We start from the raw sequence: 12643 nt of genomic DNA on the forward strand, positions 1-12643 counted from the left end.
GCCATAGCTGTTGTGGCCGCCACCGCCCTGGCCACGCCGCTCCTCATGGCCGCGTCCCCGCACCAAGGCCACCCGTCCTCGCACGACGCCGCGAAGGAGGCCGCCAAGCTGTCGCGGAAGCTGGTGCAGCGCTCGTCCGCGCAGGACGCGTACCGGCACCTCCAGCAGTTCCAGGCGATAGCCGACTCGGCGGAGGGCCACCGCGCCGCCGGTTCGCTGGGCCACGACGCCTCCGCCGCGTATGTGTACCGCCAGCTCCAGAAGGCCGGCTACAAGGTCTCGTACGAGAACTTCGACTTCATCTACACCGAGACGCTCGCCGAGAAGCTCTCCGTGGTCTCGCCCACGCCCCGCGACGTCTCCATCAAGGCGATGACGTACACCCCGTCCACCAAGGTGGGCGGCCTCACGGCGCCGCTCGCCGGGGTCCCCGTCGACGACACCACGGGATGCGAGGCGGCCGACTACGCCTCGGAGACGTTCACCGGGAAGATCGCGCTGATCAAGCGCGGCGGCTGTTCCTTCGCCGAGAAGCAGGCGGCGGCCGCTACGGCGGGCGCGGCCGGTGCGGTCATCTACAACAACACCGAAGGCGTCCTCTCCGGCACCCTCGGAGACGCCCCGTCCGGCAAGATACCCACCGGTGGCCTCACCCAGGCCGAGGGCGAGAAGCTCGTCGCCGATCTGGCGAAGGGCGAGGTGAAGGTCGCCTTCGAGATCCGGGAGCTCCAGGAGAAGCGCTCCACCCGCAACGTCATCGCGGAGACCCGCGGCGGCAAGGCGGCGAAGACCGTCATGCTCGGCGCCCACCTGGACTCGGTCACCGAGGGTCCCGGCATCAACGACAACGGCTCCGGCTCGGCCGGTCTGCTCGAAGTCGCCCTGGAACTGGCGAAGTCCAAGAACAAGGTCGCCAACAAGGTCCGGTTCGCCTGGTGGTCGGCCGAGGAGAACGGCCTCCTGGGCTCGGAGGCGTACGTCGCGGGGCTCACCGAGGCGCAGCGCAAGCAGGTCGCGCTGTATCTCAACTTCGACATGATCGCCTCACCGAACGGCGCGCAGTTCGTCTTCGACGGCGATGACTCCGACAAGGTGGGCGAGGGCCCCGGTCCGGAGGGCTCCGCCCAACTGGAGCGCGACATCAACGGCTTCCTCGACCGCAAGGACACGCCGCACGAGGGCACGGACTTCACCGGGCGCTCCGACTACGGGCCGTTCATCGAGGTCGGCATCCCCTCCGGCGGTACCGACACGGGCGCCGAGGAGATCAAGACACCGGCCCAGGCGGAGAAGTTCGGCGGTGAGGCCGGCGTCGCGTTCGACCCGTGCTACCACGCGGCCTGCGACGACCTGGACAACATCGACATGGCGCTGTTCGACACGAACATCGACGTGATCGCCAACGCCGTCGGCACGTACGCCCACGACATCAGCTCCCTGACCCGCCCGGTCACCTCCACGCCCACCACGGGCGGGCCGGGCAGCGGCGGCGGCCTGCGCGACGGCCACGCACACGGAGTCACCGAGTAGACGGAGTCACCGAGTAAGCGGCACGGACACCGGAACGGCCCGCACACCCCGGGCCCGCACACCCTGAGCGGGCACACCCCAGGCGGGCACACCCCCGGGCGGCCGGCGCGCATCAGCGCCGGCCGCCTGTCCTCGCCACCACCATCGCCCTCGGCGTCGGCGGCGGTCGGCTCCGTACCGCTCCATACCGCTCCATACCGCCCTGGGCCGCCCCATACCGCTCCGGACCTCTAGCGCCTGCGGCGTGCCGTACCGAACAGCGACCGGGAGATCTCCCGCCCCAGCTGGGTCCCCACCGACCGCGCCAGGGACTTGAACATCCCGCTGCCCACCACCTGCTCGACCAGCGAGGCATCCTCCTTGCCGCGCTCGGCAGGCGTACGCGGCGGCTTCACGGCCTCCTCCACCGCCGCCCGGTCAGCCGCCTCCTGAGCCTCCTGAGCCTTCTGGTCCTTCTGGTCCTTCTGGTCCTTCTGAGCCCCCTGAGTCGCCCGGTCCTCCTTCGCCCCACCCGCCTCCCGGGCCGCGAGCTTCTCGTAGGCCGACTCACGGTCCACGGCCTCGGCGTAACGCCCGTACAGCGGCGATCCCTTCACGGCGGCGTCCAGCACGTCCGCCGCCACCGGCCCCATCAGCGACTGCGGCGCCCGCAGCCGGGTGGCGGCCACCGGCGTCGGCGCCCCCTTCTCGCTGAGCACGGTGATCACGGCCTCGCCGGTGCCCAGCTGTGTGAGCAGCTCCTCCAGGTCGTACGGGGAGTTCGGAAAGGTCTTCACCGTCGCCCGCAGCGCCTTCGCGTCATCGGGGGTGAACGCGCGCAGCGCATGCTGCACCCGGCTGCCGAGTTGCCCCAGCACCGGCGCCGGAACATCCTGCGGGGACTGCGTGACGAAGAAGATCCCGATCCCCTTGGAGCGGATCAGCCGAACGGTCCGGGTGATCGACTCCAGGAATGCCTTCGACGCGTCGTCGAAGAGCAGATGCGCCTCGTCGAAGAAGAAGACGAGCTTGGGCCGGTCGAGATCGCCGACCTCGGGCAGATCGTGGAAGAGATCGGCGAGCAGCCACATCAGGAAGGTCGAGAAGAGCTGCGGCTTGTCCTGCACGGCGGCCAGTTCCAGTACGGAGACCAGGCCGCGCCCGTCCGGTGCCTGCCGCAGGAAGTCGGCCGTGTCGAACTCCGGCTCCCCGAAGAAGTCGCCCGCACCCTGCTGCTCGAAGGCGGTGAGCGAGCGCAGGATCACCCCGGCGGTGGCCGTGGAGAGCCCGCCGATCCCCTTCAGTTCGGCCTTCCCGGTGTCCGATACGAGGAATGCGGCGACGGACCGCAGATCCTTGAGGTCGACCAGCTCCAGGCCCTTGGTGTCCGCGTAGTGGAAGATCAGCCCGAGCGACTGCTCCTGGGTCTGGTTGAGACCGAGCACCTTGGAGAGCAGGACCGGCCCGAAACTGGTGACGGTCGCCCGCAGCGGAATGCCGGCCCCGATGCCGCCGAGCGCGTAGAACTCGCTCGGGAAGCCGGTGCCCCGCCAGGTCTGGCCCACCTGCCCGGCCCGCTCGTCCACCTTGTCGCCGGGCAGGCCGGGGGCCGAGATGCCGGAGACATCGCCCTTGATGTCGGCGAGGAAGACCGGCACCCCGTTGGCGGAGAGCTGTTCGGCGATCAGCTGGAGGGTCTTGGTCTTCCCGGTGCCGGTGGCACCCGCGACCAGTCCGTGCCGGTTGAGCATGCCCAGCGGGATACGGATCTGTGTCGCGGGCAGACAGGCGCCGTCCCACAGGAGGGCGCCGAGATCGAGGGCAGTGCCGGAAACGGCGTACCCGGCGGCGATGTCCCGCGCCGGCTGCGGCAGGGCATCCACACCGGAACCGGGGTCCGCACCCGCGTCGGCGGCCGTGCGCGCTTCGGAGCCCGCACCCGTGCCCGTACCCGCGCCGGCGGCCGTGCGCGCTTCGGACCCCGTACCCGTGCCCGCGTCGGAGCCCGCTCCCTCGGCCGTGTTCGCGCTCCCACTCATGGCAACCCCTGTCCGGACATCCCATGCCATATGACATTTCGTCCAGCATCGCAGTAGCGTTCCCTGGCTGCGCCCGGAGCCCCTTGGCCGGTAGGCTTTCCGTGTGATCTTCAAGCGCATCGGAAATGGGAAGCCTTACCCCGACCACGGCCGGGAAAGCACCCGACAGTGGGCGGATGTCGCGCCGCGTCCGGTGCGTCTGGACCAGCTCGTGACCACCAAGGGCCAACTGGACCTGGAAACCCTCCTCGCCGAGGACTCCACGTTCTACGGTGACCTGTTCGCGCACGTCGTGAAGTGGCAGGGCGACCTCTATCTGGAGGACGGGCTGCACCGCGCGGTCCGCGCGGCACTCCAGCAGCGCCAGGTGCTGCACGCCCGCGTCCTGGAAATGGGCTGACCCACCCCGCTCACCCCCGGCCTGATTCCGGCCTTTCGGGTGCTTTAGTGCGCATGCGGGTGCCATCCATTGATCATTTAGTACGCATCATCACCAGGTCGCACTACGCTGCGCCCATGAGCATGCTCACTCCCCCCGGCATGGGCGGAAAGTACCGCATCACGGGCGACACGTACCCACGGATGCGCCGCCCCCGTCACCGCCGCAGGCTCGTCCTCGCGGGCATCTCCGCCGTGGTCGCCCTCGGCCTGGCCGGCTGGGGCACGCTGCAGCTCATCGATGTCTTCACCGGCGGCGACAAGAAGGCGAGCGCCGCCGACCACAAGCGCGACTGCCCGGCCCCGAAGCCGTCGGCGCCCGCGAAGGTCCTGCCGAAACCGGCCGGCATCAAGGTCAACGTCTACAACGCGACACCCCGCAGCGGGCTCGCCAAGGCTGCCGCGGACGAGCTGAAGAAGCGCGGCTTCACCATCGGCAAGGTGGGCAACGCCCCGGCGGCGTACGACAAGAAGGTCCCCGGCACCGGGATGCTGCTGGGCGCACCGGCGGCGACGAACGGCACCTTCCCGGTGCTCGGGACGCAGCTGCCGGGCACGGCGCTGAAGACCGACGCCCGCAAGACCGGGGACGTCGATCTGATTCTGGGGACGAAGTTCACGACGTTCAGTACCCCGAAGGCGGCCGCGGCGGCGCTCACGGCCCTGTCGAAGCCGGCTCCGGCCCCGTCCTCCTGCTGAAGCCGCGCACGCGACTCCTGAGGGACCCGGCGACGGCGGGGCAGTACGCGCACCCGCCTCGCCCCGTCCCCGCCACGCCCGAAGAGCTAGCCCGCCGTGCCGTACATGCGGTCGCCCGCGTCTCCCAGCCCCGGCACGATGTAGCCGTGGTCGTTGAGCCGCTCGTCGACCGAGGCCGTGACCACGGTGACCGGAGTGCCCGCCAGCTCGCGCTCCATCACCTCGACGCCCTCGGGCGCCGCGAGGAGCACGACCGCGGTGACATCGTCCGCACCGCGCTTGATCAGCTCCCTGATCGCCGCGACGAGGGTCCCGCCGGTCGCCAGCATCGGGTCCAGGACATAGACCTGTCGGCCCGAGAGGTCCTCCGGCATCCGGGTCGCGTACGTCTCCGCCTGGAGCGTCTCCTCGTTGCGGATCATGCCCAGGAAGCCCACCTCGGCGGTCGGCAGCAGCCGCACCATGCCGTCCAGCATGCCGAGACCGGCGCGCAGGATCGGCACGACCAGGGGCCGCGGGTACGACAGCTTCACACCCGTCGTCCGCGTCACCGGGGTCTCGATGTCGACCTGCTCGGTGCGCACATCCCTGGTGGCCTCGTAGGCGAGGAGGGTGACCAGCTCGTCGGCGAGCCGCCGGAAGGTCGGGGAGTCGGTGCGCTTGTCGCGCAGCGTGGTGAGTTTGTGCGCCACCAACGGGTGGTCGACGACGTGGATCCGCATGCGTCAACAGTAACCGCGCCTCCCGGCACTCTGCGCTGGCATCAACCACCTGTTCGGAGGGAAGGTGGGGGCATACGGACCCGGCGTTGGGGTGGTGTGTCGATGCAGGACGGGGAGCAGCGGAATCAGGAGCGGCCCTGGGGCGAGACTCCGGAGACGTCCGGGGCACGCGAGGCACGGGGGACGTCCGGGACCCGCGAGGTACAAGGGACATCCCGGCCGGGCCGGGTACGCGACGTACCGGAGGCATCCGCGGCACCCCGGGCGCGCGACGTATCCGAGGCATCCGGGGCATCCGACGCACCCCGGGCGCGCGACGCGCGCGAGGCGCAGGACGCGGCGCAGGATGTGCGCGACGCGCAGGAGAGTGACGCGGACCGGCGCAGACGACGCGCCCACTTCCTCCGCGAACTCCACGAGGCCAAGCAGCTGCGCGACCGGGTCCAGCCGCGCAGGGCGCGCGCGGCCCGTATGCGCCAACAGATGCGGATGCGCACCTTCCGCTGGTGACGGTCACGGCGAACGGGTGGCGGTCGCCGCGCCGGAACACCCACGTCAGAACCACCGCCGAGCAGGCACTACGGGAACTGATGGCCGACGCAACGCCGGAAGAGGTCTCGCGCGGCGCTTGTTTCTGCCACGATGCCGATTGGCGGGGCACAGTGCAGCCGGATTCACCGTCTGCCCTCCCGCCCGACCGTTTCGCCTATGACCAGTGGGAGAGTCACGGTGTACTTCGCCGCACTGCTCGCGCGCACCGAAGACGGGTGGGAAGCGAGCGACACGGAGCTGGACGATGTGGAGACCCTGTCCGATCTGATGGATCTGGCCCGGGAAGCCTCGGTGGACGAGGACACGGTCCTGGTCTTCATCGAGCAGGAGGACGCCTGGTTCGGCGTCATCCGGGTGGACGGTGAGGAGGACCCGCGTATCTACGTCTCGAACGCGTCCGCCGCCGCCCGCTCCTCGTACGGGGAGATCCTGCTCACCGACGAACTGCTCGGCCGCGAACCGGGGGCCGAGGACGAGATCGCCGCGCTGGAGGAGCTTGTCGACCTCGACGGTACGGAGGACGACGAGCCGAGCGTGACCATCGGGAGCGGGCGGTCCGCTCCCGCAGCCGAATCCATCGACCCCATCGACCCGGACGACGACCCCGACGCCGTACCGGCGGGGCCGATCGGAGAGTTCGGGGTCCTCACCGACCTCGGGATGTCCGAGAAGGAGCTGCTGACGTTGCGGAACGACGCACTGGTGGAGATCGCGGACGCGCTGGGAGCGGCCGAGGTCCTGGAGACCGTCCGTTAGGGTCCGCGGGTGACCGCCCGACCTCCGAAACCTTCAACCACACCCGCCGCCGCTTCCGTACGGGACCCCGTACGGGATCCGTGGCGGGCCCCGATGCGCCGCGCCCTGGCCGAGGCGGCGCAGGCGGCGTCGTCCGGCGATGTGCCGGTCGGCGCCGTCGTACTCGGCCCGGACGGAACGCCGCTCGCGCTCGCCCACAACGAGCGCGAGGCCACCAGCGACCCGACCGCGCACGCGGAGATCCTGGCCCTGCGCCGAGCGGCCACCACGCTGGGCGAATGGCGCCTGACCGACTGCACCCTGGTGGTCACCCTGGAGCCCTGCACCATGTGCGCGGGCGCCCTGGTCCAGTCCCGCGTGGCCCGGGTCGTCTACGGAGCCCGCGACGAGAAGGCGGGCGCGGCCGGCTCCCTCTGGGACGTCGTACGCGACCGCCGCCTCAACCACCGCCCGGAGGTCATCCCCGGCGTCCTGGAAGAGGAGTGCGCGGCCCAGCTGACGGCCTTCTTCCGCGCGCTCTGAGATTGGATTTCGAACCACGGCCCAGGATGGTCTAAGCTCTCTCTCGGTAGCGTGTCCGAGCGGCCGAAGGAGCTCGCCTCGAAAGCGAGTGTGGGGAAACTCACCGAGGGTTCAAATCCCTCCGCTACCGCCATCGACGCCCTCCTGAACTGCGGAAACGTAGATCAGGAGGGCGTTCGTGTACCTCCTGGATGATGACGGCCAGCAGGGTCAACCGTCTTCTCCCCGCCCGAGCGGGGGTGCCCCCTGGGGCGAGCGTTGAGCAACGTACTCCCCGTCGGTGCGGGGCTCCCCACAGCCGCGCTGCGCTCACAGCAACGCCGCTGGAACAGCAGTCCGGCCAGAAATTCCAATTGGGGAGAGCGCTGGGCAAATTACTGACGCCAGGCGCAGGGCCGCCCATTTCGAGCAACTACACTCAGCAACTCTCCTGGTACGCTGTGCTACTTGCTGGGGTTCCGCATCGCGGAGCGGGGCCAGCCGACGACCTCGGCTCTGCGCCCGGTTCGCCCCTGCACCAAGGCCGCAGGCCCTTCGGGAAGCGCAGGGATCAGCTGCGGACATCGGCGTACATCAAGGAGATTTCAGTGCAACGGAATAATCCCGATGCCCGGCCAGTCGGCAATGGCTCGCTCCTCCCCGCCCTGATCTCGGCCGGGCTGCTCACCCCTCCCGTACTCACGCCTTCCGCCTCGGCATGGGCTTGGAGTATCACGGTGATCGTGGTGATCGTGCTGCTCACCCCTGGAGCGCCAGGTTGTTGGACGTGACTGCTGCGTCGCCAGCAGCTCGCCGGTAGCACCTCCACACCACCGACGTTTCACACCCATCCGGCATCAACCCAGAGGTGACGGCCAGCCCCATAGCGAGGGCGATCCGCAGTCCCGCCGAGCAGATTCGGCCCCACCCACGCTTCAGGACCGCTGGTTCGACGGTCGGTGCATGCGGAGTCTTCGTCGAGAAGCCTCCGTATGCACCGGCGTGGCCGTGTACCAGGACGCAGCCCAGCAGCTTCGCGCGGCAGCGCTGTCCGTTGATGAGTCCAGGGACATGATCAAAGAGATAAGGGACCAGAAATGACGACCACCCCTTCCGTTCGTGATGCGTCCGCCCTGCCCGTGAAGTGGTGGAAGTCCACCGCATCCGGCGCGCAGTCCGATTGCGTGGAGTGCGGAATCGTCGATGGCGCGAATGTGGCTGTCCGCGACAGCAAGACCCCGACCGGGCCAGCTCTGGTCTGCGGTAGTGAGGCTCTGTCAGCGATGGTGACGGCTGTCGCGACCGGAACTCTGTGATCCCACTCGAACCCAGAGGGGCTAGTTCGCCCGCGAGAACGTCGCCTGTCAGCCCTCTCTTGCGGTGCACCTGCGCCGTCCCGACCACTCCAGGATGGGTAGGCCACGGGACACCTGAGGCGAAGAAATGAGTCGTTGGATCCAGTGAGTACAAAAGCCTCAACTGACAGCTGGTCACAGCAACACATGAGAACCGCAGGGGCAACCCGCGGCACGCGGCCACTGATGTACCGGAAGCTCCCTATGCCCGAATTTCGCAAAGTAAGTAAAAACAGGCCCCTGCCCGCCTAAACACACAGGTCAGCAACTGTGGTCCCCGCGCCTGCGGGGTTGGTCCCTACGCCCTGGGTATCGACCTGGAGGACAGCGCGTGGTCCCCGCGCCTGCGGGGTTGGTCCCTGCGTGTGCCCGGCGGGCGTTTGGCGCGTACAGTGGTCCCCGCGCCTGCGGGGTTGGTCCCGCGCGGAGACGACTTACGGAGGGCTCAAATCCGTGGTCCCCGCGCCTGCGGGGTTGGTCCCGACTTGGTCGGCCCGGAAACCCCGGGCGCGCCGTGGTCCCCGCGCCTGCGGGGTTGGTCCCGGAAGTTCGAGCGTTCACCCGATGCGCGGGCAGTGGTCCCCGCGCCTGCGGGGTTGGTCCCGGGCCGCTTCATCAAACCGGTCCAGGGCGGCTGTGGTCCCCGCGCCTGCGGGGTTGGTCCCGTGTGCACCGATCGTTCCCGAGCTCCGTGCGCGTGGTCCCCGCGCCTGCGGGGTTGGTCCCACTCATCCAGATCTCCGTTTTGGGGATGTGATGTGGTCCCTGCGCCTGCGGGGTTGGTCCCGGGAAGGCGATTTTCACCGCCGCGAACGGGTGGTGGTCCCTGCGCCTGCGGGGTTGGTCCCATCCCCGCCGACGAACTGCGCCCCACCTGGACGTGATCCCCGCGCCTGCGGGGTTGGTCCCGCCGTGGTGCGGTCCGACCGGGACACGGAGGTGTGATCCCCGCAAATACGGGGTCAGTTCATACCCGCCACACCAAAAAAGGCGATATCGCCTGCTCCCCGCACGCTCCGTCTGTCCACGGCGCTCCTGGCGGCTCTCCGCGCGCCCGAGGCGTTGGTCCGGCCGGACTTTTACGCCGTAAAGAACCGAGGTAATGCCGCTTGCCAGCGGGTAGGCCCTGAACTGCCATCACCAGCCGCGCACCCAAGGCACGGCCCCCGGCGCATGGGACTGTCAGCACCACACGGCCCACCGCATCATGCAGCGGTGGAATGAAGACGGAGCGCTCCCAGAGCCTTCCTCACCCCAGGAGCTCTCATCCTCATCAGCTTGGCCAAGGCAATCGCTGATGCCAGTCACATGTGCATTCGGCTCGGAAGCACAGACCGTGCGCATCCGAGGCATCCATGATCTTCACGCCTCGGCACGACGCGCGCTCAGGACCCACAAGCGTGGCTTCGCACCGATCAAGCATGACTGCGGCAGCACGTGCAAGTTCTCGCAGGCGGCTCAGGTGAAGGCACACGCCGCACCGACAGCACGCCTGCCAGAACACCTTGTGGTCAACTGGCTGCCGCGATTCGCTCACCACACGACCACCGCCCAGACGATCTTGCCGAACGGGCGGTCGTCCACACCCCATCGCAATGCCAGCACCTCGACCAGATGCATCCCCCTGCCGCGAACGCGTTCCTCCGATGCCGGCCTGATGCGCGGCTTCCTGCGGCAGGTGTCGTGCACCTCGATACGGCAACTGCCTGGCTGAGCCGCCACCTTCACCATCAGCGAGTCGCCCGGCTCCGTTCCGTACCGCACCGCATTGGTCACCAGCTCGCTCGCGACAAGTTCGAGGGTGCCGAGCGCGTCTTCGGTAACGGACGGCTCCTGATAGGCAGCCGCCTCCCTCACGTAACGCCGAGCGGCCCGCACGGACTCAGGCTCAGCGGAGTAGATCGCCTGCGGCGGCACGACAGGCGGGCCACAGGGGTGGGTCGGTGGTAACGCTCGCGAATGCATGGCCATCGTGCGGACCCCTCGCGTATGGGCCGACCAGACGCGCATCTCTCTGTATCGGCACGACTGCAACTCTTGCACCTAGAGTGACGCTCAGCATGGCACTCTGCAAGCCATTCACTCGAATGTGCAAATCTGCACTCGACCGAGAGAATGGCCGGAAGGAAGAGGTGTTCGAAGGTGACAGCACGGCGGGAAGCGCGGCAGACTGAACGCGGTCAGAAAGAGGCGGGAGGGTACGTGTCGGCACCGACAGTCAGACGGCGGCAGCTTGGCCGAACCTTGCGTTCGATTCGGGAGAAGCTCGGCCTCACGCAGGAAGAGGCTGCGGAGAACACTGGCGGTCGGATCTCGCCCGCAAAGCTCTCGCGTATCGAGACGGCGCGAAATGCGGCGTCGGCCAGCGATGTCGAGGCGCTGCTAGACCTTTACGGAGTCTCCGACGCAGACGTCCGCCGAGACATGATTCGCCTCACGCGCGAAGGTTCGCAGCGTGGATGGTGGCAGTCGTACCGGTCGGTCCTGTCCCCGGTGTACGAGGACTTGATCAGTCTCGAAGCTGAGGCCAGCACGATCCGCACATGGCAACTCGCGTCCATTCCAGGACTGCTCCAGACCCCGCAGTACGCGCATGCCGCAATCGCAAGTACCGCAATGTCGAAGGCGATCACCGACCGCGTACAAGCGTTGGTCGAGGTCAGGCTTGCCCGGCAGTCGGTACTGTCTCGCAGCGAGCCGCTGCGTCTACGCGCAATCATCGGTGAGGCCGCTCTCCGCACCCGGCTCCCCGACGCTTCGGTGATGTATGACCAACTGTCGCGCCTCGTGCACTTTGCATCAATGCCCAACGTCGATGTTCAAGTGCTGCCGATCACCGCGCCGCTCACCGTCGGGCAGACCGGCAGCTTTTCCATCCTCGGATTCGGTGAGCTGGCAGAGCTGAGTGTGGTGCACCTCGAACAGCTGACCAGCGCCCTCTATGTCGAAGATGCGACGCAGGTCAGCACGTATGCCGACGCGCACGAGTCGTTGACCGCCGCCGCGCTCTCGGTCGAACAGTCACTTGACCTGATCACACACGCAAGGGACCAAAAACCATGACTATCGCCGATTCTTCAACTCTGGCCGTGACCTGGTGGAAGTCCAGCGCCTCACACGCTCAGTCCGACTGTGTCGAGTGCGGCACTGTCAGCCCGTCGACTGTCGCCATCCGCGACAGCAAGTACCCGGCCGGCCCCGCCCTAGTCTTCAGCAATGAAGCGCTCGCGGCGATGGTAGGGGCAGTAGCAACCGGACGCCTGTGACTCACCGCGACGCGCGGCGGTCGCTCCTGCGGTACGCCTGCGCGGTTCGCAATCCGGCACGTGCGTTGACGTCAAAAGAGTGCTTAGTGACGGATACCCGCGCCCGATGTCTACGGTAGCTACGTCTACCTCAACGAAGAGCGGGACACAGAGGCACATGAGAACCGCAGGGACGACATACGTCAAGGAACAGCTGAAGGACGGCGATAAGTTCCCTATCCCCGAGTTTCGCAAAGTAAGTAAAAACAGCCCCCAGGCCAACTAAACGCACAGGTCAGCAACTGTGTTCCCCGCGCCTGCGGGGTTGGTCCGTACTGCAAGCACGGAAGCCCAGCGCCCCTCCGTGTTCCCCGCGCCTGCGGGGTTGGTCCCGGGCCGTCTACAGGGTGCTGCTGGACCGTCAGGTGTTCCCCGCGCCTGCGGGGTTGGTCCCCGCCCGCCGCTGAGTGAGGCCCCCCCCCGAAGAAGTGTTCCCCGCGCCTGCGGGGTTGGTCCCTCCCGCAGCTCCCGGTCGGTGTAGACGGCCTTGTGTTCCCCGCGCCTGCGGGGTTGGTCCCCGAAGGACGAGGACAGCATGAGCGACATCACGGTGTTCCCCGCGCCTGCGGGGTTGGTCCCGAAAGCCCAATCCTTGAATTCAGAACCCGTCGGTGTTCCCCGCGCCTGCGGGGTTGGTCCCTGACCCGGGAGGACAAGGTCGCCGCCGCCGTCGTGTTCCCCGCGCCTGCGGGGTTGGTCCCGCGGAGTCGTACATCATGCGGCCGTCGTCCTTGGTGTTCCCCGCGCCTGCGGGGTTGGTCCCTCCC

At 68.3% G+C, this 12643-nt stretch carries 11 protein-coding genes, 1 tRNA gene, 1 pseudogene and 2 CRISPR repeat arrays (1 of these 15 cut by a window edge); of the genes and pseudogenes, 10 read left to right on the forward strand and 3 right to left on the reverse strand.

The window, feature by feature from the left end:
* Window positions 1–12 precede the first annotated feature (12 nt).
* Window positions 13–1530: a M28 family metallopeptidase gene (locus tag A6A29_RS37165; protein WP_198953537.1), complete on the forward strand. Its 1518-nt coding sequence runs from the start codon at window positions 13–15 to the stop codon at window positions 1528–1530.
* Window positions 1531–1760: 230 nt separating this feature from the next.
* On the opposite strand, the gene A6A29_RS37170 is transcribed toward A6A29_RS37165, so the two are convergent.
* Complete coding sequence (locus A6A29_RS37170; RefSeq protein WP_079183180.1) at window positions 1761–3548, reverse strand: helicase HerA-like domain-containing protein; 1788 nt, start codon at window positions 3546–3548, stop codon at window positions 1761–1763.
* Between the two features lie 103 nt (window positions 3549–3651).
* Between A6A29_RS37170 and A6A29_RS37175 the strand changes: the two genes are divergently transcribed.
* A complete protein-coding gene (locus A6A29_RS37175) occupies window positions 3652–3948 on the forward strand; it encodes a type II toxin-antitoxin system VapB family antitoxin (protein WP_073727519.1) in 297 nt (98 codons plus the stop codon).
* A 140-nt stretch (window positions 3949–4088) separates the two neighbouring features.
* Window positions 4089–4685, forward strand: a complete 597-nt coding sequence (locus A6A29_RS37180; RefSeq protein WP_073727521.1) for a LytR C-terminal domain-containing protein — start codon at window positions 4089–4091, stop codon at window positions 4683–4685.
* Between the two features lie 86 nt (window positions 4686–4771).
* On the opposite strand, the gene upp is transcribed toward A6A29_RS37180, so the two are convergent.
* Window positions 4772–5407, reverse strand: a complete 636-nt coding sequence (upp, locus tag A6A29_RS37185; RefSeq protein ID WP_073727523.1) for a uracil phosphoribosyltransferase — start codon at window positions 5405–5407, stop codon at window positions 4772–4774.
* Between the two features lie 315 nt (window positions 5408–5722).
* On the opposite strand from upp, the pseudogene A6A29_RS47260 reads away from it, so the two are divergent.
* The 5 genes and pseudogenes from A6A29_RS47260 to A6A29_RS37210 form a co-directional block, all read left to right on the forward strand.
* Window positions 5723–5917, forward strand: a pseudogene (locus tag A6A29_RS47260) (hypothetical protein); the annotation flags it as partial.
* A gap of 219 nt (window positions 5918–6136) precedes the next feature.
* Complete coding sequence (locus A6A29_RS37195) at window positions 6137–6715, forward strand: tRNA adenosine deaminase-associated protein (protein WP_073727527.1); 579 nt, start codon at window positions 6137–6139, stop codon at window positions 6713–6715.
* 93 nt (window positions 6716–6808) lie between these two features.
* Window positions 6809–7237 carry a tRNA adenosine(34) deaminase TadA gene (gene tadA, locus A6A29_RS37200; protein WP_073727529.1) on the forward strand — a complete coding sequence of 143 codons (429 nt, stop codon included), beginning with the start codon at window positions 6809–6811 and terminating at the stop codon, window positions 7235–7237.
* 45 nt (window positions 7238–7282) lie between these two features.
* Window positions 7283–7370 (forward strand) — tRNA-Ser (locus A6A29_RS37205).
* A gap of 943 nt (window positions 7371–8313) precedes the next feature.
* Window positions 8314–8532, forward strand: a complete 219-nt coding sequence (locus tag A6A29_RS37210) for a DUF397 domain-containing protein (protein WP_073727531.1) — start codon at window positions 8314–8316, stop codon at window positions 8530–8532.
* 309 nt (window positions 8533–8841) lie between these two features.
* Window positions 8842–9480: direct repeats of the CRISPR family, unit length 29 nt; unit sequence GTGGTCCCCGCGCCTGCGGGGTTGGTCCC.
* 624 nt (window positions 9481–10104) lie between these two features.
* Here A6A29_RS37210 and A6A29_RS37215 read toward each other — a convergent pair.
* Complete coding sequence (locus A6A29_RS37215; RefSeq protein WP_198953539.1) at window positions 10105–10542, reverse strand: ATP-binding protein; 438 nt, start codon at window positions 10540–10542, stop codon at window positions 10105–10107.
* 171 nt (window positions 10543–10713) lie between these two features.
* Between A6A29_RS37215 and A6A29_RS37220 the strand changes: the two genes are divergently transcribed.
* Together A6A29_RS37220 and A6A29_RS37225 are read left to right on the forward strand one after the other, a co-directional pair.
* On the forward strand, window positions 10714–11634 hold the full coding sequence (locus A6A29_RS37220) for a helix-turn-helix domain-containing protein (RefSeq protein ID WP_241838789.1): 921 nt from the start codon (window positions 10714–10716) through the stop codon (window positions 11632–11634).
* Window positions 11631–11837 carry a DUF397 domain-containing protein gene (locus A6A29_RS37225; RefSeq protein WP_073727536.1) on the forward strand — a complete coding sequence of 69 codons (207 nt, stop codon included), beginning with the start codon at window positions 11631–11633 and terminating at the stop codon, window positions 11835–11837. The genes A6A29_RS37220 and A6A29_RS37225 overlap by 4 nt, the downstream gene beginning before the upstream one ends.
* 283 nt (window positions 11838–12120) lie before the next feature.
* Window positions 12121–12643: direct repeats of the CRISPR family, unit length 29 nt; unit sequence GTGTTCCCCGCGCCTGCGGGGTTGGTCCC (it continues 1215 nt past the right edge of the window).

Source organism: Streptomyces sp. TSRI0281 (genome assembly GCF_001905125.1).
Classification (GTDB): Bacteria; Actinomycetota; Actinomycetes; order Streptomycetales; family Streptomycetaceae; genus Streptomyces.

Excerpts from the sequence above, each read along its gene's own strand:
- A6A29_RS37170 (WP_079183180.1), bottom strand. The coding sequence starts at position 3,548 with ATGAGTGGGAGCGCGAACACGGCCGAGGGAGCGGGCTCCGACGCGGGC.
- A6A29_RS37180 (WP_073727521.1), top strand. The coding sequence starts at position 4,089 with ATGGGCGGAAAGTACCGCATCACGGGCGACACGTACCCACGGATGCGC.
- upp (WP_073727523.1), bottom strand. The coding sequence starts at position 5,407 with ATGCGGATCCACGTCGTCGACCACCCGTTGGTGGCGCACAAACTCACC.
- tadA (WP_073727529.1), top strand. The coding sequence starts at position 6,809 with ATGCGCCGCGCCCTGGCCGAGGCGGCGCAGGCGGCGTCGTCCGGCGAT.
- A6A29_RS37210 (WP_073727531.1), top strand. The coding sequence starts at position 8,314 with ATGACGACCACCCCTTCCGTTCGTGATGCGTCCGCCCTGCCCGTGAAG.
- A6A29_RS37215 (WP_198953539.1), bottom strand. The coding sequence starts at position 10,542 with ATGGCCATGCATTCGCGAGCGTTACCACCGACCCACCCCTGTGGCCCG.
- A6A29_RS37225 (WP_073727536.1), top strand. The coding sequence starts at position 11,631 with ATGACTATCGCCGATTCTTCAACTCTGGCCGTGACCTGGTGGAAGTCC.